Genomic DNA, 22381 nt, shown 5'->3' with positions numbered 1-22381 from the left:
CTAGCAGTCGCGCCGCGATGGTCAATGTCGAACCGGCTGGAGCCCCGTGATTTCCGACATTGTTGGATGGCGCAGCGTTGCGTATCACCAGGCTGGCGAATGTTCCAAATGCAGAGGAAGCACCCGGTCAATGGCAGCCATCGAAAAAACGACCAAAGGTCAAGAGCGGCACAGTCCGCCAGAACGCCATGTGGCACAGGCACGCCGGGTCGATTCTTTCTTGGCGATGGATGTGCTGGCCGCGGCCAATTTGCGTGAAGCGAAGGGCGAGGCAACCTACCATTTGGAGGTCGGTCAGCCCGGAGCCGCGACACCACAGAGTGTCCGCGATGCGGCTGCGACCATGCTCGCCGACGGGCGCATTGGGTACACCGAAGCGGTTGGCACTAAGCCGCTTCGCGAGCGCATCGCCCGCCATTACAAGGAGCACTATGGCCAACTGATCGATCCCTCGCGAGTGATGGTCACGACGGGCTCGTCAGCCAGTTTTTCGCTGGCTTTTTTGTTGCTGTGTGATCCCGGCGACCGGATTGCTTTGCCGCGTCCTGGCTATCCGGCTTATCGCAACATTGTGCGCGCGCTCGGCCTGGAACCGGTTGAAATCGATCTAAAGGCTGAGGATGGCTGGGTGCTGACGCCGCAGACGCTGGCCAAACACCATGAAGAAGCGCCGATCCGTGCTGTACTCATCGCCTCGCCCAACAACCCGACCGGCACGGTTATGCCGCTGCAGGCCATTGAAACGCTCGCCGATTGCTGTAAGCGGGCGGGCATCTGGTACGTGTCGGACGAGATCTATCACGGGCTGGTTTTTGACGGCAAAGAGTGCTGTGCGCTTGCCTATGATGACGATGCAATCATCATCAACTCCTTCTCCAAATACTATTGCATGACCGGCTGGCGGATCGGCTGGATGATCCTGCCGGAACGCTTGGTGCGCAGCGCCGAGGCGTTGGCCCAGAACCTTTTCATTTGCGCGCCAAGCCTATCGCAGGCTGCCGCCATTGCCGCCTTTGACGCAACCGATGAGCTGGAATCCATCAAGGCCGAGTATGCCGCCAACCGCCAGGTGCTGCTCACCACTCAGAGCGCGCTCGGACTGACCGGCGGTCCGCCACCAGACGGCGCATTTTATGCCTATTGGCCAGTCGGTTCGATCCTTCGGCCCGCAGAAGATGCTGCAGACCTTTGCAATGCGTTGCTAGAGGAGACCGGTGTCGCGATCACCCCAGGCAACGACTTCGACCCGGTTCACGGTGAGTCTTTCGTGCGGATTTCTTTCGCCGGCAGTCACGAGACGATCAAGCAAGCTGCCTCGCTGTTCGAAACCTGGGTCCGGCGGCGTACCAACCGGCTTTGAGAACAACGTTCAGCGCACCAACAGTTCGAGTGGGTCGTAGGCGGCCGAGTCGCGACCAAATGCGAAGTCGGCCAGACGGTCGGGCTTGTGTCGCGACTGGTTGAGCTCGAGACGCGACATGAACCGGCGCTCGCTGACCACATTGTCGGGGTCGCGCCAGGCCGGATCGATTTTGCCATCAAGGATGGCGGCGCGGAAAAACAAATCCACTTGATGAAATCCGGAATCTGGATCGTGGAACTCGTTGATGCCGGCCAGCCCGCCAACGTCAATGGTCAGTCCGGTTTCTTCAAACACTTCGCGCTTCAGATTGTCCGGAATCGATTGGTGCTTTTCAACGCCGCCGCCCGGCGCACACCAGAGGTCTGACGTGCCGCCTGGATAGGCGTTCACCATCAAAAGCCGTTCATTTTCAACGATTAAGGCCCGCGCAGCAAGACGCGGGCCTGTGTTGTCAGGAAGCGACGGCATGCCTACGCCCTAAAAGAACGAGCGCTTCTGCCACCAGCCTTGTTTTTTGGGACCGGAGTCGGGGTTGGAGCTTTCCACAACCGGGTCTTTCGCCGGTTCGGGCACTGGCTCCGGCTCGGGTTCAACAGTTGCAACGGCGGGCTGCTCAACGACTACAACCTCTTCGGCTGCAGATTGTTCCGCTACCGGTTCATCAGCAGTTTCTTCCACCGGATCAGCGACTGCGGTTATCTCAGTATCAGCAACTTTTTCGGCAGCCGGCTCAGCAACGTTGCCGTCGGCATCCGCTTCCCCGTCCGTAGTCGCGTCGCCATTGCTATCACCGTTGCCGCGACCACCGCGACGACGACGTCCTCCGCGACGTGAGCGCCGGCGTTTTTTCGGCTCGCCTTCGTCTTCGGACGTTTCATCGTCAGTGGACTTGGCTTCTGCGGTTTCTTCCTCACCGTTTTCGTCCGAGCCGCGCTCAGCTTCGTCGTCTCCACCACCTCTGCGGCGACGACGACGGCGACGGCGTTTGCGGCCATCGCCACTTTCCTCGTCATCGGACGAAGAGCGCACATCTTTCTCTGAGCGCTTATCATCATTGTCGGCTTCAAGCGCGCGCTCTTCGGCTTCAGCAGCCTCTGCGGCGGCTTGGTCAGCGCGTTCTTCGGCCTCCAGATCGACACTGGTCGGTTGCACCACAGCCGCTAGCGGCACCACATCGCGCGGGTCGGCAGCCTCACCGCGAGTGATGGTGAAGGCATCGGCGGCCATGGAGCCATCGACTGTGAACACGACCCGGCGGCCATACCGAGCCTCAAGATCAGCGAGCATCGCCCGCTTATGGTTCAAGATGTAAAGGGCCGTTTCCGAGCGCAACGCGACATTGGCGTGGTGGCCCTGGTGGCGCAGGAGCTGCGCTTCGGCCTGCCGAAGGATTTGGAGCGCCACCGATGAGGACGCACGTGTGTGGCCAGTACCGGCGCAGTGCGGGCAAGGCTCCATGGTGCTTTCGATCAGCGAGGTGCGGATCCGCTGGCGCGACATCTCTAACAGGCCAAAATGCGAAATCCGACCGACCTGAATGCGCGCACGGTCGCTTTTCAGCGCATCCTTCATGCGCTTTTCAACAGCCCGATTGTTGCGCTTTTCCTCCATGTCGATGAAGTCGCAGACGATCAGACCGGCCAGATCACGCAGACGCAATTGACGCGCGATTTCGTCAGCCGCTTCCAGATTGGTGGAAACCGCAGTGTCCTCGATATTGTGCTCTTTGGTCGATTTACCCGAGTTCACATCGATGGCGACCAGCGCTTCGGTCTGGTTGATCACCAGATAGCCGCCGGATTTCAGCTTCACCGTCGGCTCGAACATGGAATCGAGCTGCTCTTCCACGCCTTGGGCTGTGAAGAGCGGTGTCGGATCACGATAAGGTTTCACGTTGCGGGCGTGGCTCGGCATAAGCATCCGCATAAAGTCCTTGGCCTCGCGATAGCCTTCATCGCCAGCGACCATGACTTCATCGATGTCGCGCGAATACAGATCGCGGATCGAGCGCTTGATCAGGCTACCTTCTTCATAAACGAGGGCAGGGGCGGCGGATTTCAGCGTGACATCGCGCACCGTCTCCCAGAGCCGCATCATATATTCAAAGTCGCGCTTGATCTCGACCTTGGTGCGGTTAGCGCCAGCCGTGCGCAGGATGACACCCATGCCGTCCGGCACGTCCAGATCGCTGACCACCTCTTTCAGGCGCTTGCGGTCGGCAGCCGAGGTGATCTTACGCGAAATGCCACCACCACGTGGGGTGTTGGGCATCAGCACGGCGTAACGGCCAGCCAGTGACAGATAGGTCGTCAGCGCTGCGCCTTTGTTGCCGCGTTCTTCCTTGACCACTTGCACGAGAATGATTTGGCGACGTTTGATGACTTCTTGGATTTTATAGTGGCGGCGGCTGGGGCGGCGGCGCGGACGGGCTTCCTCCAGCGCATCGTCCGATCCGCTTTCGTCCACATTGTCGGATTCATCGTCGTCAGCTGCGACCTCTTCGGACGCAAACAGGCCAGCCGAGACAGCCGCCTTGACGCTCAGGCCGTCGCCATCGACATTGCCGCCGTTTTCGGCTTCGGAAGGCGTATCGTTGGCGTCGTCGTCTGACTCGCCATCATGGCCACGCTCATCAGCAAGCAAGGCGTCACGATCGGCTTGTGGGATTTGATAGTAGTCGGGGTGGATTTCTGAGAAGGCCAGAAAGCCATGGCGGTTGCCGCCATAGTCCACAAACGCTGCCTGCAGCGAAGGTTCAACGCGTGTTACTTTGGCCAGATAGATATTACCGCGAAGCTGTTTCTTCGCGAGCGTCTCGAAATCAAACTCCTCGACGCGATTGCCACGCTTCACCACCACACGGGTCTCTTCCCGGTGGGTGGCATCGATTAACATTTTGGATGACATTGAAGGGTTCCTTGGGGCGCGCAGGCCGAGCAAGAGGAACAAGCTCAGCGGCGGTCGCCAACGGTTCTGTAGAGAAAAAAGCGCTGCCCCTTCGGATGGCCGCAAGCGGCTCAGCCGATCGAGATCGAGCGAAAGCGGGTGGAACCGGTGCAATCCTCCGTCGGACGCCGTCGTCAGCGATAACGTCATGGACGGGCGCGTGCCTATACGAACGTAACCGCGACGAGGCGGTGTTCGATACACAAGGCAACAGGCGCAGCACCATTTGTATTCCGGTCTAACAGGCGGCGCGGAACATCGCGCACCGCCAAAAAGCTATCATCTTGCAAGGGCCGACGACCCAAGGCACAGCCGCGATGTTAAAGTCATCTTCCTGTCGGAGCCACAACCAAGCCTTCGAGAACGGTGTATGCCAACCCTCCTCAAAGGGCCGATCGCTCTGCACTCGGTTCGGATGGGCGAAGTCCAGCGGAACGCCGGTGCCGATCAGATCAATGCCGCATAGTGCCAACAAGGTCTCGTGACTGGTTGATTTTTAACCACGGCCACCCCCTGCAAGTTCTTGTGATGTACGCTTCCAACGACGATTTTGCAAGCATCATCAATGTGCTTGGTGGCCCAACCGGCCTGCTATTTCGGCCAAAACCCTGCTCATTGGTTGTTTGAGATTGGTTTACCACCAGCCTTTAGGATGTGGTAACCGTCGTAAAAATGGCGGCTAAGCCTTTGGCGTCACTGTGGCGCCCTTGTATGCTTAGCCGTCTTGCAGAAGATGAGAGATCGATTGACCAGCTTCGGCCTCCCTGTTTCCCAAGAGACTCCCGGGACCCGGGCGCGTGAGCGCTCAGGCGGCGACAATCTGACGAACACGCTGGCCATCGTGAAGATCACGCTTTGCCTGCTGCTCCTGATCGGGCTCTTCTGGCCCTGGGCTGCGCAAGCAACTGAAGAAGCGTCCTTCCAGCCCGCAGACCAGGCGGCCGCGCTTGCAGCCCGCATTGCTGGCGATGAGGTTCGCACACGTATTGTCATCGACCTGGCAGGCGAAGTTGCGCCATCGGTCTATCTGTTGCCAGAGCCCAATCGCTTGATTTTGGACTTGCCAGGCCTCTCCTTCGAACCGATGGATGATGCGGATGTTGAGCCACGCGGGCTGATTTCCGCCTTTCGGTATGGACCATTTGCCCCTGGTCGTGGACGCATCGTCGTCGATCTATCCGATTATGTGGTGATCGACGAAATCCTGATGCTCGCAGCTCTTGATGACCAGCCCGCGCGCTTGGTGCTTGATCTTGTGCGCAGCGATGAAGATGGGTTCATGGCCGAAGTCGAGCGCACGCGTGAGAGTTTTCTCGCCAGCGTTGAGGCGCCAAAGGAAAACCGGCTCGATATTGCCAACACCAGCGGACGCCCGATCATTGTGGTTGATCCGGGCCATGGCGGCATCGATTCTGGTGCCGTCAGCCGGTCAGGCGTCCTGGAGAAAGAGGTCGTCCTGCGCTTCGCCCGCGAGTTCGTCGCCGATCTACGGGCCACCGGTCGCTTTGAGGTCTATATGACCCGCGATGATGATGTTTTCATTCCTTTGGCCGGCCGCGTAAGGTTCGCGCAGAACCATCATGCCGATCTCTTCATCTCCGTGCACGCCGATTCGCTGGTCCGTCACCGGGATATGCGCGGCGCCACGGTTTATACGCTTTCCGATCGTGCTTCGGACGAGATCGCCCAGCAACTGGTCGACAATGAACGCCGTTCGGAAATGCTCGCCGGCATGGATGTCACCGAAACGGCGACCAACGAGGTTGCCGATATTCTGATTGACTTAACCCGCCGTGAAACGACCCGCTTTTCGCTGGCGTTTGCCGAGGATGTTGTGAACGAACTGTCGACGGCCACGCGCATGGTCAACAATCCCCATCGCTCGGCGGGGTTTCGGGTGCTCAAAGCGCCGGAAATCCCATCCGTTCTGTTGGAACTCGGATTCCTGTCCAACGAGGACGATGTCAGGCTTTTGTCGGACGCAGCTTGGCGCGAGCGCACAATCGCCTCGCTTTCGACAGCCGTTGAGCGGTTTTTTGAGCAGCGTGTTGCAAGCGCGCCATAGCGAGGGCTGAAACGAGCGCCCATATCGCCTGTCATCGCCGTTGTTGACCAAAGTGCCCTATTTCCGCCGCATCGCCCCCGCCTACGGTGGAACCAATTGGGGCACTTAGCGGTTCCAATCGTTAGCTGCGCACGCTCAATGCGCGGGCAGGCACGAAAAGCTAACGGTGCATTTACCATACTGCGCTTGAGTGGTTCTGGCCTTTGGGCTTGGGATGGCGGGCGCAACCACAAGAATGAACGGATGAACGTATGTTCACGAAGTTTCTGGGTTACCTGTTCGGCATAGGTGTTCTCGGCTTCCTATTGGTGGCCGGCGGCGTCGCCTATGGCATCCACTATTATTCCCAGGATTTGCCCGACTATACGGTGCTCAGCGATTATGAGCCGCCGGTGATGACGCGTGTGCACGCCTCCGATGGTGCGCTGATTGCTGAGTACGCAACCGAGCGGCGCCTGTTTCTGCCGATCCAGTCGATGCCCGATGTGTTGAAAGCAGCGTTCCTGTCGGCCGAAGACAAGAATTTTTATGAGCATGGCGGCCTGGATTTCACCGGCATTGCCCGCGCTATTGTCGTCAACATTGAGAATCTTGGCACCAATCGTCGACCTGTCGGTGCCTCGACGATCACCCAGCAGGTTGCGAAAAACTTCCTTCTGTCCGGCGATGTCGCGATTGAACGCAAAATTCGCGAGGCCATCCTTGCCCTGCGCATTGAGCGCACCTTCACCAAGGACGAGATTCTAGAACTCTATCTCAACGAGATTTATCTCGGCCTTGGTGCCTACGGCATTGCCGCTGCGTCCCTCGTTTACTTCGATAAGTCCGTCCACGAGCTGACATTGGCCGAGGCGGCCTATTTGGCTGCGCTGCCCAAAGCGCCGAACAACTATCACCCGTTCCGTCAGACCGAACGCGCCATCGAACGTCGTGACTGGGTGCTCACCCGCATGTTCGAGAATGGCTACATCACTGAGGAACAGCGCGCCGCTGCCCAGGCAGAGCCGCTTAACGTTCTGCCGCGCAACACCGGCAACTTCCTTGAAGCGTCCGACTATTTTGCAGAGGAAGTGCGCCGCGAAATCGCCGATCGCTATGGCGATGATGGTCTCTACGAAGGCGGTCTTTCCGTGCGCACGACACTTGACCCCGTGCTGCAAAGCCATGCCCGCCGTGCGATGCGCGACGGCCTAGAGAACTTTGACCGTCAGCGCGGATGGCGCGGCGCTGTTACCACCATCGACATCACGCAGGACTGGGGCGCTGCCCTCGGCGACGTCGATGGTTTGTCCGATATCGAAGAATGGTCGCTGGCGGTCGTTTTGGCCGTTGGCGAGGATGGCGCGCAGCTTGGCTTGATGCCACCGCGCCTTGCCTCACGCGCCCTGTCAGACGAACGTCCGACCGGCTTCATGCCTGCATCGGCGATGGAATGGGCTGGGTCCAACCCTTCTGAGATCGTGACGGCTGGCGATGTGATCTATGTGCGCGCCGAACCGACCGAGGCCGGCGATGTCAGCTATTCGCTGCGTCAAGTGCCCGAAGTCTCCGGTGGCATGGTGGCAATGGACCCTTATACGGGCCGCGTGCTCGCCATGGTCGGTGGTTTCTCGTTCGCTGAGAGCCAGTTCAACCGCGCTACCCAGGCGCAGCGCCAGCCTGGCTCGTCGTTCAAACCGTTCGTCTACGCAGCCGCGCTCGATAATGGCTACACGCCCTCCAGCGTGGTTATGGATGCACCGATTGAGATCGATCAGGGCCCTGGTCTGGGCGTCTGGCGGCCAAGCAACTATTCCAACGAGTTCTACGGTCCCCAAACGCTTCGCGTTGGCATCGAGCGCTCAAGAAACGTGATGACCGTGCGTCTGGCTCGCGACATGGGCATGCCGCTTGTGTCGGAGTATGCCCGCCGTTTTGGCGTCTATGACGATCTCGATCCACTGCTCGCCATGTCGCTGGGTTCAGGCGAAACGACCGTTATGCGGATGACAGGCGCCTATGCGGTGATCGCCAACGGCGGCCGCGCCATTCAGCCGACGCTGATCGACCGCGTGCAGGACCGCTACGGCAACACCATCTTCCGTCATGACGCACGTCTTTGCGAAGGCTGCCGCGCTGAAGCATGGCAGGGCCAGGACGAACCCAATCTGATCGATGAGCGCGAACAGGTGCTTGACCCAATGACCGCCTATCAGGTGACGTCGATGCTTGAGGGCGTGGTTCGCCGCGGTACGGCTGCCGGTATCTCCGGCGAGCTTTCTAATTGGGCGATTGCTGGCAAGACCGGCACTACGAACGACAACCGAGACGCTTGGTTCGTCGGCTATTCGCATGACATCGCCGTCGGCATTTATGTCGGGTACGACAACCCGCGCGATATGGGCCGCTCGGCAACCGGTGGCGGGCTTGCGGCTCCGATCTTTGCTGACTTCATGCAGGCGGCGTTGGAAGGCCAACCGCGCACCGAATTCCAGGTGCCACGTGGCATTTCACTGATCCCGATCGATCGCCGCACGGGCCTGCAGGTGGCAGCTGGCACGGATGGCTCGATCCTCGAAGCCTTCCGCCCAGGAACGTCGCCGCCATCATCCTATTCTATCATCGGTTTCACCGACGATATGGGACGCCTTTTGACCGTCGATCCACAGGCCGATCGCGCGGTGGTTTCAGGCACGGGCGGGCTGTACTAGCGCGTCTTGCTATCAGACGGACTTTACTAACGGTCCAACTTATCCCACATGATCACCCCATTGCATCGGGCGCGTGCTGCAAAGCATGCGCCCTTTCTGTTTGACTGACCTAAGGACCGACACATGCGCGCGGAAGCCCAGCGGCTAGTAGACGACATTGAGCAGGCACTCACCCTGCTAAGGAGGCATCTTTGACTGGGATGCTGCCCTCAAGCGTTTGGATGAACTGAACGCGCTGGCGGAAGATCCGCGTCTCTGGGACGACCCGCAGGAAGCCCAAGGCCTGATGCGCGAGCGCCAAAAGCTCGACGATGCGATCAATGGCATGAACGCCATGCGCACCGACCTTGCCGACACAAGCGAACTCATCGAACTCGGCGAGGCCGAAGGCGATGATGAAATGGCCGAAGAGGGCGTCAAGGCGCTGCAGGAGCTGGCCGCCAAAGCGCGCCGCTTGCAGGTTGAAGCGCTGCTGTCCGGCGAAGCCGACGGCAACGACACCTATGTGGAAATCCATTCCGGGGCAGGGGGCACCGAAAGCCAAGATTGGGCCAACATGCTCCTGCGTATGTACACCCGCTGGGCTGAGCAGTCCGGTCGCAAGGTGGAATTGCTGGAAGAGCAAGCCGGGGAAGAGGCAGGCATCAAATCGGCGACGATCCTAGTGAAGGGTGACGATGCCTACGGCTGGCTGAAAACTGAAGCCGGCGTGCACCGCCTGGTACGCATCTCGCCTTATGATTCCAATGCTCGTCGACACACGAGCTTTGCCAGCGTTTGGATTTATCCGCTGATCGACGACACGATCAACATTGAGATCAATGAGAGCGATTGCCGCATCGATACCTATCGCGCCTCCGGCGCTGGCGGTCAGCACGTCAACACGACAGATTCTGCCGTTCGTATCACCCACAACCCGACCGGCATCGTGGTGCAGTGTCAGAATGAACGCTCTCAGCACAAGAACCGCGCTACCGCCTGGAACATGCTGCGCGCACGCCTCTATGAGCTGGAGCTGCAAAAGCGCGAAGAGAAGGCAAATGCGGAAGCCTCAGCCAAAACCGACATTGGCTGGGGTCATCAGATTCGCTCCTACGTGCTGCAACCCTATCAGTTGGTGAAAGACCTGCGCACCGGCCATGAGAGCACCGCCCCCTCTGACGTTCTCGACGGCAAGCTCGACAGCTTCATGGAGGCGACGCTTGCCCAGCGCGCTTATGGTGGGACCGCTGACGTGGCCGATTTGGACTAGGGCGCCCGGCCATGACGGAAGCGAGCGACGACAGCCAGAAACGCCTAAACGATATTCCAGACTGGATTTATCTGCTCCGCGAATTCTACGAAATCTACCGCTTCCTGTCCTCCGGCGGCAGCAATCAAATTCGCGCCCATCAGCGCGCCGTTCGCGAAGCAATCAGCCGGGTGATGAGTTCAAACCGACCGCTTGTCCCGGGCACTGGCATCAAAAAACCGGTAACCGGACACCTAAGGCGGGCGCTCGATGAAGGTCGCGTGGAGCGGCATTCCAACATCATCCGCGCGATTGAAGCTGTGCAGGCGTCGATCGATTGGCAATATGGCTATGAGAAAGTGCCGCGCGGCCTAAAAGACAAATATGCCTATGCCGAGCTGTGTGGGCCGTCTGGACCGGTGATCTCCGAAGAGGTGATCTTGGGGCTTGTTCTATTTGCGCCAGACTGCACCTATCCCTCGCATGCCCATGATGGGATCACCGAAAGCTATGTGTGCCTGTCAGGCGCGGTATCGGAAAACCACCAGGGTGTTTACGCGCCCGGATCGATGATCTTCAATCCACCCGGTCAACGCCACCGCATCACGGTGTCCAACCGCGAGCCGGCGCTAATGGCTTACGCCTGGGTGGGGCCGAAGGACAAACTCGCAGATCAGAAAATGGTGTTCTCGCGCAAGTAGCAAGATTCACTGGCCTACTCGGAAACTCAGGTAGACTGCGAGCGACTAAAGGTCTGAAATCCGCTGACCAGCCCGAACAAACGGCATGGGGTCGATCGCGCGGGTTCCACGACGCACTTCATAGTGAAGGTGAGGGCCGGTGCTGCGACCGGTCGATCCGATGCGCCCAATAACGTCGCCCTGGCGCACCTGCGCTCCCGGCGAAACCAGCATGCGCGACAGATGCGCAAACCGTGTCGATAGGCCGTGGGCGTGGTCAAGCTCGATCATCAAACCGTAGCCACCCGTTCGACGTGCCCGTGTCACCACACCATCGGCAGGCGCGTAGACCGGCGTCCCTGTTGGTGCCGCATAATCAATACCGGAATGAAAAGCTGAGCGACGGGTGAAAGGATCGCGTCGATTGCCGAAGCGCGATGACAGCCGGGCATTGCGCGCCGGTGCCGCCACGGGCACCAAATCAATAGCGTCACGAGCTGTGCGCAGGTCGGCAAGCGCGCGTTCGGCGTCATCGACGTAAACCTGGAATCGATCGGTTCCGGCGACGGGGGCAAGCAACGGCCCGCCAATAGCGTCCTGACCAGTAAGTGCGGTGGGCAGCGGCTCCATCGACGCGCTCGGCAGTGTTACCCTTACGCCAAGACCGCGCACAGCCTCGACGATACCATCGGCCTCGCGATTGGCCTCTGCGGCCAGCCCAGCCAAAGCGATCATCTGGTTGTACTCGCGCGCTTCCAAGGATTCATCGAGCGTTTCGAGCAAGCGGGCGGGTTCGGTCACAGCGTGCTGCATAACGCTCATGCCGCGCTCGGTGGGCAATTGTGGAATACTGCCAGTAATCAGCTCGCCATCTGGGATGGGCGCAAACTGGGAGGGATTGACGGCCATAGTGCCAAGTTGAATGCGTGGTGCGATGCTGGCTTCCTGGTTCGGCGGGATGACGGGCGAAGGCGGAGCTGGACGTGGAACAAGTCCCAGTGACCCAGCGCGGTCAAGAATAACGTTGAGACGCGCCCCTTGCTCGTAAAGCTGCATATGTTCGGTGAGCAGCCTTTCCACACGTGCTTCATAGGCCTGCTGGTTCAGCAATTGACGCGAGGTGATCCGATCAATCTCACGGCGAAGGTCAGAGACCCGATCTTCATAGGCCACCTGTATCTGATGCTGGCGTTTTATCGAGGCCGTGAAAAGTTCATCGCGGAAGAAGAGGTAGCTCGCCGATGCGATGACGCCCGCCGATCCGGCAAGCACGAACAGAACCAACAACGCGCCGAGCCAAGGCGCCACACGCAATACTTGCACGCTGTCGCCATGGGCCAGAATGATCCGCCGGTCTCGACGCGCCCGCTTGACTTGATTAGCTTGGATGGATTTCTGGAAATCCGCCTGCGACGAAGGCGTTGACAACGTATGCGGCGTATCGATCGCCATATTGAACCCACCACTCATACAGAATACCAAGCGGCACCATGGGCCTAGCATGGTTAATGTGAGGTTTAGGTCTGGGGGGCAGGTTGTGGAACGATTGGGCTGCGACGTCAGGTCGCTAATGCCCCGTCAATGGCATCAGGGGTTTGTAGAACCCAGGCGTGAGTCCGGCCTCTGCGCGGGCGCGATCATTGGTCGGAGGCTTGATGGAGCCGCGAAAATGCTTGCGGACCAAAGCGTGGAACGTTGGTTCAGGTGCTCGTCGATCGCGGTCGCAGAGATAACGGAACCATTTGGCCCCAAACGCCACATGCTTTTTTTCGTCATGATAGATTGTGCGCAGGATCGCCGCGCTTTCCATGTCTCCTGAGCCTTCCAGCGAACGGATCGTTGCCGGCGTCACGTCAAGGCCGCGCGCTTCCAGAACCAGAGGAATAATCGCCAGCCGTGCGGTGAGATCAGCGCCTGTCGATTGCGCCGCCTCCCAAAGACCGGCATGCGCGGGCAGCGCACCATAGGACGAACCGAGGTCGCGTAGGCGGTTTGCTAGCAGCTTGAAATGTTTGGCTTCTTCCAGGCCGACCTGCACCCAATTGTCATAGTAGGAGCGTGGCAAACGGATCCCTGCCGAGCGGGCGATCATGTCCCAAGTAAGATCAACCGCATTCAACTCGATGTGCGCCAAAGAGTGCAGCAGTGCAATCCGACCCTTAATGCCGCCTTTCGAACGCCTGGGCATGCGACTGGGCGCGATAAGCTCCGGCTGGTGTGGCCGTCCGGGTTCGGTCGGCAGGTCATTGTTTGCAATGGACCCAACACCGATCCGGCCAGCAAACCAAGCCTTGGCAACCGCGTAGGCATGGTCTGCTTTGGCCTCAAGGTCGGGCTCTTGCACAACGGCAATGGCCTCTTCGGCCAGCGACTGCAAGATCAAAGGGCCTTTGTTGCTTCCAGGACATCCTCGACATGACCAGGGACCTTCACCTTGCGCCAGGCCTTGGCGATGGTGCCATCGGCGTCCACTAAGAATGTCGAACGTTCAACACCCATATACTTTTTGCCATACATCGATTTTTCGACCCAAACGCCATAGGCTTCCGCAACCGCCTTATCCTCGTCCGCACCCAGCTGGATCGTCAGATCGTACTTGGCGATGAACTTGTCGTGCTTTGCAGCAGAATCAGGAGAGATGCCGATGATGGTCGCGCCGAGCGCATCGAATTCGGCTTTGGCTTCGGAAAACCCAATCGCTTCTTTCGTGCAGCCTGACGTGTCATCTTTCGGGTAGAAATAGACGACCACTGCCTTACCGCGCAGCGCGCTCAGCGTGACCGATCCTCCATTGTCGGTTGGCAAGGTAAAATCCGGTGCTGAATCGCCCTCAGAAACCTTTGTTGCAGACGAATCGATCATGAATTGGCTCCATCATGGTGTGATCGGTGGCGGCTCGTTCATCAGAGCCTAAGCAGTGCGTTAGGGTCTGACAAAACCTACGGGTCGCGGCAAGGCCTGGATCGGGGGGCGATGCCATCCTCTTGCCGTTTGTTGTGCATAGAGACTGTGGTCCGGGCCGATCGGCTTCAAGTTGCGCACCTGCGCGGCATCAGGCAGAACGGAAACCGGTTAGAGAGCAGCCGCATGGTCCATGCGGACAGAATGAGTTGCCGGCTCGGCCACCTTGCAAGAGAGGCGGCGGGATTTCCGGACGTCGGGAGCAGCATCATCCGTGAAGGTTGAAGCACCACCATCTTCTGAACAATCGACAGCCGTCGGCACCCTCGAAGGAGATCCGGACCGGAAATCCGGCGACGCGCCGATCGGGATCGATCGACCGCTTCTGACCAAGCCTATCGTGTTGGCACCGCTGATTGCTGTGTTCGTCGTTTTTCTTCTGCTCGTGCTTGCATTGGGTACGCCGCCCGGCCAGCGGCTCGTTGAGCAAATGATCGAAGCGCCGCTGCTGGCCCGACTGGAGGCGTCCGCACCGGCGCCCTTTACGTTGAAGGTAGACGACCTCAACACACGCGTTGGTGGTGCGACGATCCGTGTTGATTTGGAAGGCGCGGTGCTTGCCGCCCCCGGTCTTTCGCTGACGCTTGATGAAATGAGCGTGCGCGTGCGGTATCTTGATGTGTTGCGACGCAATCTCGTGCCGGACCGCATCAGCATTGAGACCGCGCGGCTGGATGTCGATGACCTTGAGCCTGTTCGTGAGCTCAGTCGCCGCGTTCAGACACCATCGGCCTCGGCCTTTGAAAGCCCCGACGTCGCTAGCATTGATAATTTTGAGGCTTTGGCCCCGATCGACGTAGACCCTGAAGCCGATACGGTGACGCCAGACATGCTCGCAAGCCTGCGGCTAGATGGCTTGGTCAACGCGTTCGATTCCCTCGACCGTGCCCTTACCGACATCACCATTGGCGACACCTGGCAGAGCCTGGAAAGCATCACGGTTGACCAACTGCTGATCGCACCGAGGCCGGACGCTGGCATTCCCTTCTTGCGCAATCCCGATGAGTTCGAGGTGCGCATTGAACGCGTAAACCCCCGCGAGATGGTCGCGCGGGTCACAACGGTTGAACGACAAGAGCCATTGTCGCTGGTCGTACGGCACGCTGAAAGTGGAGCGCCGGAAGGACCGATGATGTTGGCCCGCGTCGCTGGCGCTGAAATCTCGGAAGACCAGGCTTTCTCGCATCTTCTTTTGCGCGGATTACGCACAAGCGACGTCACTGATGCCTTGCGCGGCGATAGCCCGGTGACGTTCGAGTCCAATCTGGCGGCGGAAATCGTGGTCACGCGCGACGAAGACGATGGCAGGGTCAGCCAAATCGCGGCGCTTTTTGAGAGCGACGCGGGTTACCTCGTGGCCAGCCAGCGTGCTGCCACGATCCTAGAATTTGCCTCGGTGCCGATGATCTACACCCGCGAAAGCGGTCGTTTCGATATTGTTTCTGCCCAATTGCAATTCCAAGAAACGGGCGGCGTGTTCAGTGGCTCGCTCCAACCTATGGTTAAAGAGGGGCGTCGGGGTATGGCGCTTAGCCTACAGGCCCCACGTTATCACCTTGCCATTCCACCAGAACCGCAATTGCGCCGAACCTTACAGCGCGCGGTTGCCAGCGTGTCGGTGGAACTCTTTGCCGATGATTCCGGTCAACTGATCGACTTGTCGCTTCTACAGGTGGCCATGGGCGATGTCTGGGTCGCCTATTCGGGCATGTTGGAATGGACCGACAGCGGAACCTATGCCTCGCTTGTCGGCCAATCCACACCCATGCGTGTGCCTCATCTTGCGGCTATGTGGCCGCTGCCGATCTCACCGCAGGCCCGTGGCTGGTTCCTTGAAAATGTCGCCGAAGGCAGTTTGGGCGAGGGCAATTTCACCTTTGCCGCCCGCTTGGATGACATCGAAGTCGAAGATGGTCGTACCTATCTTCAAGACGACATGTTGAACCTTTCCGTGCCCTATCAAAATCTGGTGATGCGCACGGTCGGGGAACTCCCACCCGTTTTCGGGTTGGACGGATCGATCGAGGTCACGGGAAGAACTTTGCACATGCTGGGAACCGGCGGCGTCGGCCGATTGGAAAGCGGTGAAACGATTGCCGTGCCACGTGCCGAATTCTACATCTCAGATCATGCTGACCCTGACCCCGCAGCCTGGTTGGAACTTGATCTGGAAGGCCCTGCGTCTGGCTTCGCCCACATGGCGCTCATGGACCCGTTGGAGCTTGATGACGAGGTTCCCTTTAACCCCGACTCCGTGTCAGGTCGCGTCGAGCTATCAACGCGCATTGAAGCAATCCTGGCGGACCGAATAGATCGCGAAACCGTGCGGGCAACGACTGAGGCGCTGGTCACCGATTTTGCGACGTCGGAGGCCATTGACGGCCGTGATCTTTCGGACGGCAGTTTCCGGTTCTTCGCTGACGAGACAGGCACGACGTTGATCGGACAAGCGCGGATCGACGGTGTGGTAACCGATCTCAACCTCAGCCCTGAAAACTCCGATGGCATGCAGCTGGCGATGCGTCTGAATGCCGAGGATCGACGCCGGATCGGGCTCGATTTTGGGCGCTATCTAACAGGCACAATTGGCGTCGATGTCGGACAGGAGAATGCTGAGGGTTTCCGGCGCATGGCGGTCGATTTGACGGATGCCGTTCTGTCTATTCCAGAGCTTGGCTATTCGAAGACTTCCGGTATCGCCGCGCGCGCCAGCTTTGATGTGCGTGAGCGCGGCAATCAGCGACAGGTGCGAGACTTGATTGTCGCAGCCGATGGGTTGGCGGCACGGGGTAGCCTTGACTTCGTCGATGGAGATCTGCGCGTCGCGGAGTTGGAAAGCGTTGCGATCGAAGGCATCGGTAGGTTCGCCCTCGATCTAACCCGAAACAGTCAAAACACATCGGCGCGGCTGACGGGCGATCAGTTCGTCTTGACCCCTGATCTCTTGCGCGGCGACCCGGAAGCGGCCGGTGCACTCACACTGGATGTTGAAGTCGATGAGTTGTTGACCCAGCAGGGCTCGCGGCTATCCGATGTTAGGTTGACTTTCGCGCAGAATGCCGAGCGGATCACCGAGTTCGACCTGCGCGCGCGTCATAGCGACGGCACTGACCTCGCCGGCACGTTGGCACCCAGCGGTGGTAGCAACAATCTCGTCATATCATCGGGCAATGCTGGGACCTTTTTGCGGTTTTTGGGACTTTACGAACGGGCGCAAGGCGGCCGAGCGACGCTCGTCCTCGATCCTCAGTCTGTTGGCGGTCGCGTTGCGGGCCAACTCCTGCTCAGCGACTATCAGATCGTCAATGAACCGGCGATGGAGCGCATTTTCACCAGTGGTCGCGACCAAGCACGCAACGCCAGTGATGTCGTCTTGCCAGGGAATTTTGAGGACGCTGACCGAATTGAGATCGAGGTCACCAACATCACCTTCGACCGGACGCCTGAGCGCCTCATAATTCATAGTGCGGAGGGGTGGGGTCCGTCACTCGGTGGGAACATTGAAGGTGTAATCGACTATGCCGGCGACCAAGTGCGGCTGAGAGGAACCTATGTGCCGTTCTTCACAATCAACAACATCTTCAGCCGGATCCCAATTCTAGGTCAGGCGCTCGGCGGGCGTGATACTGAGGGGCTGTTGGGTGTGACGTTCCAACTGATCGGCAGCGCCGAAAACCCCCAACTGCAAGTGAACCCAATGTCGATTTTGGCACCGGGCGTCTTCCGCAACATTTTTGAGTATCAGCAGGGCGGTTAGACCGGCTTCAGGAGCACATGCTTCTTTTTGCCAAGTGACAGCTTGATAGCACCATCACGCACATCATCACGCCCAAGGAGACGCCGATCATCGGCGCTCTGCTCGTCATTAATACGCACCGACCCGCCCTTCACGTGGCGACGGACTTCGCCGTTCGAGCTTGCCAGCCCTGCTTCGACATAAGCGGCAAGAACGCCGAGGCCTTCGTCCAGACGCGCCGCGTCGATCTCAACGGTTGGCATGTCAGAAGAAAGCGTGCCTTGCTCAAACACCTTTTGGGCGGCATCGGCCGCCTTGGTCGCCTCTTCGGCGCCATGAAGCAACATGGTTGCCTCGTTCGCCAGCGCCTTTTTGGCCTCGTTGATTTCGGCGCCTTCAAGCGCTTCCAGCCGGGCAATTTCGTCCATCGGCAGCGTGGTGAAAAGCTTCAGGAACCGGCCAACATCGGCATCGTCAGTGTTGCGCCAGAATTGCCAATAGTCGTAGGGCGAGAGCATAGCCGCATCGAGCCACACCGCGCCTTCGGCTGTTTTCCCCATCTTGGCGCCCGATGCCGTGGTGAGTAGCGGCGTGGTAAGCGCGAAAAGCGATGCACTTTCCATGCGCCGTCCAAGATCGATCCCGGACAGTATATTGCCCCATTGGTCCGAGCCACCCATCTGAAGTCGACAACCAGTGCGTCGAAAAAGTTCAACGAAATCATAGGCCTGGAGCACCATGTAGTTGAACTCTAGGAACGAGAGATGCTGCTCACGTTCTAGGCGTAAACGCACCGCGTCGCGCTGGATCATCTGATTGACCGACAGGTGCTGGCCGACATCGCGCAGCAGATCGACATAGTGCAGGTCGAGCAGCCAATCGGCATTGTCCACCATGGTCGCCGGCGATTCCCCGCGCTCAAAGTCAAGGAAACGGGCAAACACCTTCTGGATGCCTGTCTTGTTTTCCTCGATGCGTTCAGCGGTGAGTAACTGGCGGCTTTCGTCCTTGCCCGAAGGGTCGCCGACACGCGTTGTGCCCCCGCCCATCAAAACGATGGGGGTGTGCCCGGTCTGCTGAAACCAATGCAACATCATGATCTGAACCAGCGACCCGACATGAAGCGAAGGCGCTGTGCAATCGAATCCGATATAGCAGGTCAGCGGACCGTCTTGCAGCGCGGCATCCAAACCATCGGCATCGGAAAGCTGATGGATGAAGCCACGCTCGGATAGAACGCGCAGGAAATCGGACTGGAAGGACTGTGTCATGGGTCTGCTGATGGTTTGGGGGAACGAACCCGGCTCTTGCCACGAGGGTGGGGGCATTGCAACGCATCGGCCGAGCCAATCCTAATGCGCGCAATCGGCACGATGAGCGGCACGTCTATGGATGGCGTGGATGTTGCGCTCATCGAAAGCGATGGGTCCGACGAGGTTTCTGCGGTTCCAGGCGCACATTTGACGCTCGATTATTCGCCGGATGAACGGGCAGTACTGTTTCAGGCCGTCGAGACTGCGTTGGCGATCAACACGCGCGAGGCGGTCGATCATCCGCATCTGCAGGCAGCGGCAGACCTTTCCACACGGCGTCACGCCGAGGCGCTTGTTGCGCTCTTAGACCGGTCAGATACGCGAGTCGATGTGATTGGCCATCACGGCCAGACAGTGCTGCACCGACCGAACCCAGTGAATCCGTCAGAGGCATTCACGCTTCAACTGGGCGATGCACAGGTGCTTGCCGATGCCACCGGTGTGCCGGTGGTCTATGATTTTCGGTCGGCCGACGTGGAGGCCGGTGGCCAGGGTGCCCCCTTGGCGCCGCTCTACCATCAGGCGCTCATTGCCGCGCGGACCGATCTGCCGGCGGCAATTTTGAACCTTGGTGGCATCGCCAACATCACACTGATTCAAGACAGCGACCCGGAAAGCTTGCTTGCCGCCGATGTCGGACCAGCCAATGTGTTTATGGATGATCTGATGTTTCAGCGCGAAGGCACCGCTTTCGATGATGATGGACAACTGGCAGCGTCGGGAACGCCCGACTTGGGGGTTGTGCAAACCTTCTTTGCCGACCCGTTTTTCCGCCAAGAAGGTCCGAAGTCGCTGGATCGATACAGCTTTTCAGCCCCTGATCTGAAGCATCTCAACACCGCCAATGCGATGGCAACACTGGCCCAGCTGACCCTCCGTAGCGTCGTCGGCGCCGTGGCGGATTTGCCGGAAACTCCCAACGCGCTTTTCGTGGCGGGTGGTGGGGTGCGCAACACTTTCATCATGCGCGAGCTTGCGCGCCAGTTGCCGTGCCGTGTCGCAACGCTCGACACGCTCGGCGCCAGCGCCGCGATGCTGGAAGCCGAGGCGTTTGCCTATCTTGCGGTCCGCCAGATGCGGGGCCTGCCGACAAGCTATCCAAGCACCACCGGTGTGTCAGAGCCAATTATCGGCGGAAAAATCATCCGCCCGAAGTAGCGGCAACGACACCACCAAACTCAAGCCAACGCCCTGCTGGGCGTTAGCGCATGCCGGGGTTGGCGAGGCGGAAGTCCAGGTACTCGCTGCAGCGTCGATCCAATTCTTCCAGTTTGCCTTCAAAGAAATGGTTCGCCCCTTCGACGGTCTGGTGGTCGATCGTGATGCCTTTTTGGGTTTTCAGTTTGTCAACGAGCGCTTGAACGGCCGGCATTGGCACGACCTTATCCTCATCGCCATGAATGATGAGTCCTGAGGACGGGCAGGGGGCCAGGAAGGAAAAGTCATGCAGGTTCGCCGGCGGGGCCACCGACATAAAGCCAGCGACCTCCGGTCGGCGCATCAAAAGCTGCATGCCAATCCAAGCGCCAAACGAAAAGCCTGCAATCCAGGTGAAGCGCGAATCAGGGTTCTGGGCTTGCAACCAGTCTAGGGACCCGGCAGCGTCGGCCAACTCGCCAACACCATGATCGAAATAGCCCTGAGACCGACCCACGCCGCGTGAGTTGAAACGCAGCACCGAAAACCCGCGTTCCACGAACATGTAGTAAAGCTGGTAGACGATCGGGTTGTTCATCGTGCCACCAAATTGCGGATGTGGGTGCAGGATGATGGCCGTTGGCGCGCCGCGTTCTGGGGCAGGGTGCAGGCGGCCTTCCAGGCGACCGGAGGGACCTTGGTAAATGAGTTCGGGCATGGTAAGAATTGTTGCCTTCTATTTTCAACAAATCAGGCCGAGCGCCTTGACGCACGGCCTGCAATAAACCTAGAACGGTTCTAAACTTCAACCGCAGGCCCTTGAACCTGTTGGCTGAGTGCAAGAATTTCAAGCTTAGGCAACGGTCGTTCCGGTGCTCTGGCTGTCGCGGCGCACTTAACACCAGGCGCTGCTCGAAAAACAAGGTTTTTCGACCTCTTGCCGTCGGCTTTCGCGTCTATCGGTCTGCAATCCTTGGTTTCTTTGCCGGCGACCTAATTGATGGCCAACGCGCTCACTAGCCAGATGTATGGCGACTACAATGCGACAAGCCCGCTGCGCCCCGAGGCGCGCGAGGCGATGCATGTGGCCATGGGCGAAATCGGCAATCCGTCATCCATTCATGGTTTTGGACGTGCAGCGCGCAAGCGCATTGAAACGGCGCGGGCATCGATTCTCAACGATCTTGGGCTGCCGGATTATCGCTTGGCGTTTACCTCCGGCGCCAGCGAAGCGCTCGCCACGGTGTTGACGCCGGCAACGCAATCACTGGCGACCAAACAGCGAGCGACCCACCTGTTGATTGCGCCAACGGACCACGTGGCTGCGCTTCAAGGTCATGGTTTCGATAAGGCTGCAACCACATATCTGTCCGTCGGCCGGGATGGGGCGATCGACACCCAAGCGCTCAAGAAAGCGCTGAGCGCTTTGCCAGAAGATGCGCAAACCATCGTGAGTGTTCACGGCGCCAACAACGAAACCGGTGTGCTGCAGCCTATCGATGAGATCGCTGCGCTCTGCGACGTTCACCAGGCGCTTTTCGTCTGCGATTTGGTGCAATGGGTAGGTCGTCTGCCCGTGGGCGACGCGCGCCCTGCGGCTATCATCGTTTCGGCCCATAAGCTCGGTGGCCCGGCGGGCATTGGCGCCATTGTCTACGACCCGATGCGGCTGCATTTGATCACCCCACTGATCCGCGGCGGTGGTCAGGAGCGTGGCCTGCGCGCGGGCACCGAAAATGCCATCGGTATCGCTGGGTTTGCCGCTGCCCTCAAGACGGCGTGCGACACAATGGCGGGCGAACAGCAACGCCTTGCCGACTTGCGCGACAGGTTTGAACACGAGCTGCTCGCCACGCATCCTGACGCTGTCATCTTCGGGCGAGGCGCGGCCCGTCTAGCCAATACCAGCTGCTTTGCGATCCCAGGCCGTGAGGCTGCACTGGCGCTCATGCAGCTTGATCTGGACGGTATTGCCTTGTCCTCCGGCTCGGCTTGTTCCAGCGGCAAGGTGAAGGCGAGCCACGTGTTGGCTGCGATGGACGTGCCACCTAGCCTGGCCGCATGCGCGCTGCGTTTGAGCCTCGGATTTGCAACCACATCAGCCGACATAGACCAGCTTCTGACCTCAGTTGCGCGCTGGTCCACGCCGGACCGAGGGCTTGAATCCCCAGGCTCAGATAAAATCAGCAGGAAAAATGCAAATTTAACGCAATCCGCCATTGGTGAATCTGCGTAGACGATTTATGTAACTTGGAATGA

The 22381-nt window shown here is 59.2% G+C and carries 15 protein-coding genes; 8 read left to right on the top strand and 7 right to left on the bottom strand.

Annotated elements, in window-relative coordinates; genetic code table 11:
* Nucleotides 1-130 precede the first annotated feature (130 nt).
* Nucleotides 131-1360, top strand: a complete 1230-nt coding sequence (locus tag JJ917_05400) for an aminotransferase class I/II-fold pyridoxal phosphate-dependent enzyme (protein ID MBO6698249.1) — start codon at nt 131-133, stop codon at nt 1358-1360.
* A 9-nt stretch (nt 1361-1369) separates the two neighbouring features.
* Here the strand turns inward: JJ917_05400 and JJ917_05395 are convergent, their stop codons facing one another.
* Nucleotides 1370-1831 carry an NUDIX hydrolase gene (locus JJ917_05395; protein ID MBO6698248.1) on the bottom strand — a complete coding sequence of 154 codons (462 nt, stop codon included), beginning with the start codon at nt 1829-1831 and terminating at the stop codon, nt 1370-1372.
* 9 nt (nt 1832-1840) lie between these two features.
* Nucleotides 1841-4270, bottom strand: a complete 2430-nt coding sequence (locus JJ917_05390) for an Rne/Rng family ribonuclease (GenBank protein MBO6698247.1) — start codon at nt 4268-4270, stop codon at nt 1841-1843.
* 784 nt (nt 4271-5054) lie between these two features.
* Here JJ917_05390 and JJ917_05385 point away from each other — a divergent pair.
* From JJ917_05385 to JJ917_05370, 4 genes are all read left to right on the top strand, one after another.
* A complete protein-coding gene (locus JJ917_05385; GenBank protein MBO6698246.1) occupies nt 5055-6374 on the top strand; it encodes an N-acetylmuramoyl-L-alanine amidase in 1320 nt (439 codons plus the stop codon).
* 251 nt (nt 6375-6625) lie between these two features.
* Nucleotides 6626-9064: a penicillin-binding protein 1A gene (locus JJ917_05380; protein MBO6698245.1), complete on the top strand. Its 2439-nt coding sequence runs from the start codon at nt 6626-6628 to the stop codon at nt 9062-9064.
* A 123-nt stretch (nt 9065-9187) separates the two neighbouring features.
* A protein-coding gene (prfB, locus tag JJ917_05375; GenBank protein MBO6698244.1) for a peptide chain release factor 2 occupies nt 9188-10316 on the top strand; the annotation gives its coding sequence in 2 pieces (ribosomal slippage) (nt 9188-9256 and nt 9258-10316; 1128 coding nt in all).
* Between the two features lie 11 nt (nt 10317-10327).
* Nucleotides 10328-10996, top strand: a complete 669-nt coding sequence (locus tag JJ917_05370; protein MBO6698243.1) for a cupin domain-containing protein — start codon at nt 10328-10330, stop codon at nt 10994-10996.
* Nucleotides 10997-11041: 45 nt separating this feature from the next.
* Here JJ917_05370 and JJ917_05365 read toward each other — a convergent pair whose 3' ends face one another.
* The 3 genes from JJ917_05365 to bcp form a co-directional block, all read right to left on the bottom strand.
* Nucleotides 11042-12445 carry a peptidoglycan DD-metalloendopeptidase family protein gene (locus JJ917_05365; GenBank protein ID MBO6698242.1) on the bottom strand — a complete coding sequence of 468 codons (1404 nt, stop codon included), beginning with the start codon at nt 12443-12445 and terminating at the stop codon, nt 11042-11044.
* Nucleotides 12446-12542: 97 nt separating this feature from the next.
* Complete coding sequence (locus JJ917_05360; GenBank protein MBO6698241.1) at nt 12543-13358, bottom strand: ferritin-like domain-containing protein; 816 nt, start codon at nt 13356-13358, stop codon at nt 12543-12545.
* A complete protein-coding gene (gene bcp / locus JJ917_05355; GenBank protein MBO6698240.1) occupies nt 13355-13837 on the bottom strand; it encodes a thioredoxin-dependent thiol peroxidase in 483 nt (160 codons plus the stop codon). Before bcp ends, JJ917_05360 begins: the two co-directional genes overlap by 4 nt.
* A 313-nt stretch (nt 13838-14150) precedes the next feature.
* Here bcp and JJ917_05350 point away from each other — a divergent pair, with 313 nt between their 5' ends.
* Nucleotides 14151-17693: a hypothetical protein gene (locus JJ917_05350; GenBank protein ID MBO6698239.1), complete on the top strand. Its 3543-nt coding sequence runs from the start codon at nt 14151-14153 to the stop codon at nt 17691-17693.
* Here JJ917_05350 and JJ917_05345 read toward each other — a convergent pair.
* Entirely contained in the window at nt 17690-18943 is a 1254-nt protein-coding gene (locus tag JJ917_05345) for a tyrosine--tRNA ligase (protein MBO6698238.1), read from the bottom strand. The two genes, JJ917_05350 and JJ917_05345, sit on opposite strands and share 4 nt — an antisense overlap.
* An 84-nt stretch (nt 18944-19027) precedes the next feature.
* On the opposite strand from JJ917_05345, the gene JJ917_05340 reads away from it, so the two are divergent.
* Nucleotides 19028-20143: an anhydro-N-acetylmuramic acid kinase gene (locus JJ917_05340; protein ID MBO6698237.1), complete on the top strand. Its 1116-nt coding sequence runs from the start codon at nt 19028-19030 to the stop codon at nt 20141-20143.
* Nucleotides 20144-20186: 43 nt separating this feature from the next.
* Here the strand turns inward: JJ917_05340 and JJ917_05335 are convergent, their stop codons facing one another.
* Complete coding sequence (locus tag JJ917_05335; protein MBO6698236.1) at nt 20187-20840, bottom strand: alpha/beta hydrolase; 654 nt, start codon at nt 20838-20840, stop codon at nt 20187-20189.
* A gap of 282 nt (nt 20841-21122) precedes the next feature.
* Here JJ917_05335 and JJ917_05330 point away from each other — a divergent pair, with 282 nt between their 5' ends.
* On the top strand, nt 21123-22358 hold the full coding sequence (locus tag JJ917_05330; GenBank protein MBO6698235.1) for a cysteine desulfurase: 1236 nt from the start codon (nt 21123-21125) through the stop codon (nt 22356-22358).
* Nucleotides 22359-22381 lie beyond the last annotated feature (23 nt).

Source organism: Hyphomicrobiales bacterium (assembly GCA_017642935.1).
Classification (GTDB): domain Bacteria; phylum Pseudomonadota; class Alphaproteobacteria; order Rhizobiales; family MH13; genus MH13.
The sequence above is the reverse complement of the archived record's forward strand: the minus strand, read 5'-3'. Positions and strand labels throughout refer to the sequence as shown.

What these genes read in the sequence shown, in the direction of transcription:
- JJ917_05380 (MBO6698245.1), top strand. Translation starts at nt 6,626, where the DNA reads ATGTTCACGAAGTTTCTGGGTTACCTGTTCGGCATAGGTGTTCTCGGC.
- JJ917_05365 (MBO6698242.1), bottom strand. Translation starts at nt 12,445, where the DNA reads ATGAGTGGTGGGTTCAATATGGCGATCGATACGCCGCATACGTTGTCA.
- JJ917_05345 (MBO6698238.1), bottom strand. Translation starts at nt 18,943, where the DNA reads ATGACACAGTCCTTCCAGTCCGATTTCCTGCGCGTTCTATCCGAGCGT.
- JJ917_05335 (MBO6698236.1), bottom strand. Translation starts at nt 20,840, where the DNA reads ATGCCCGAACTCATTTACCAAGGTCCCTCCGGTCGCCTGGAAGGCCGC.
- JJ917_05370 (MBO6698243.1), top strand. Translation starts at nt 10,328, where the DNA reads ATGACGGAAGCGAGCGACGACAGCCAGAAACGCCTAAACGATATTCCA.
- JJ917_05340 (MBO6698237.1), top strand. Translation starts at nt 19,028, where the DNA reads ATGCGCGCAATCGGCACGATGAGCGGCACGTCTATGGATGGCGTGGAT.
- bcp (MBO6698240.1), bottom strand. Translation starts at nt 13,837, where the DNA reads ATGATCGATTCGTCTGCAACAAAGGTTTCTGAGGGCGATTCAGCACCG.
- JJ917_05330 (MBO6698235.1), top strand. Translation starts at nt 21,123, where the DNA reads ATGGCCAACGCGCTCACTAGCCAGATGTATGGCGACTACAATGCGACA.
- JJ917_05390 (MBO6698247.1), bottom strand. Translation starts at nt 4,270, where the DNA reads ATGTCATCCAAAATGTTAATCGATGCCACCCACCGGGAAGAGACCCGT.
- JJ917_05395 (MBO6698248.1), bottom strand. Translation starts at nt 1,831, where the DNA reads ATGCCGTCGCTTCCTGACAACACAGGCCCGCGTCTTGCTGCGCGGGCC.
- JJ917_05400 (MBO6698249.1), top strand. Translation starts at nt 131, where the DNA reads ATGGCAGCCATCGAAAAAACGACCAAAGGTCAAGAGCGGCACAGTCCG.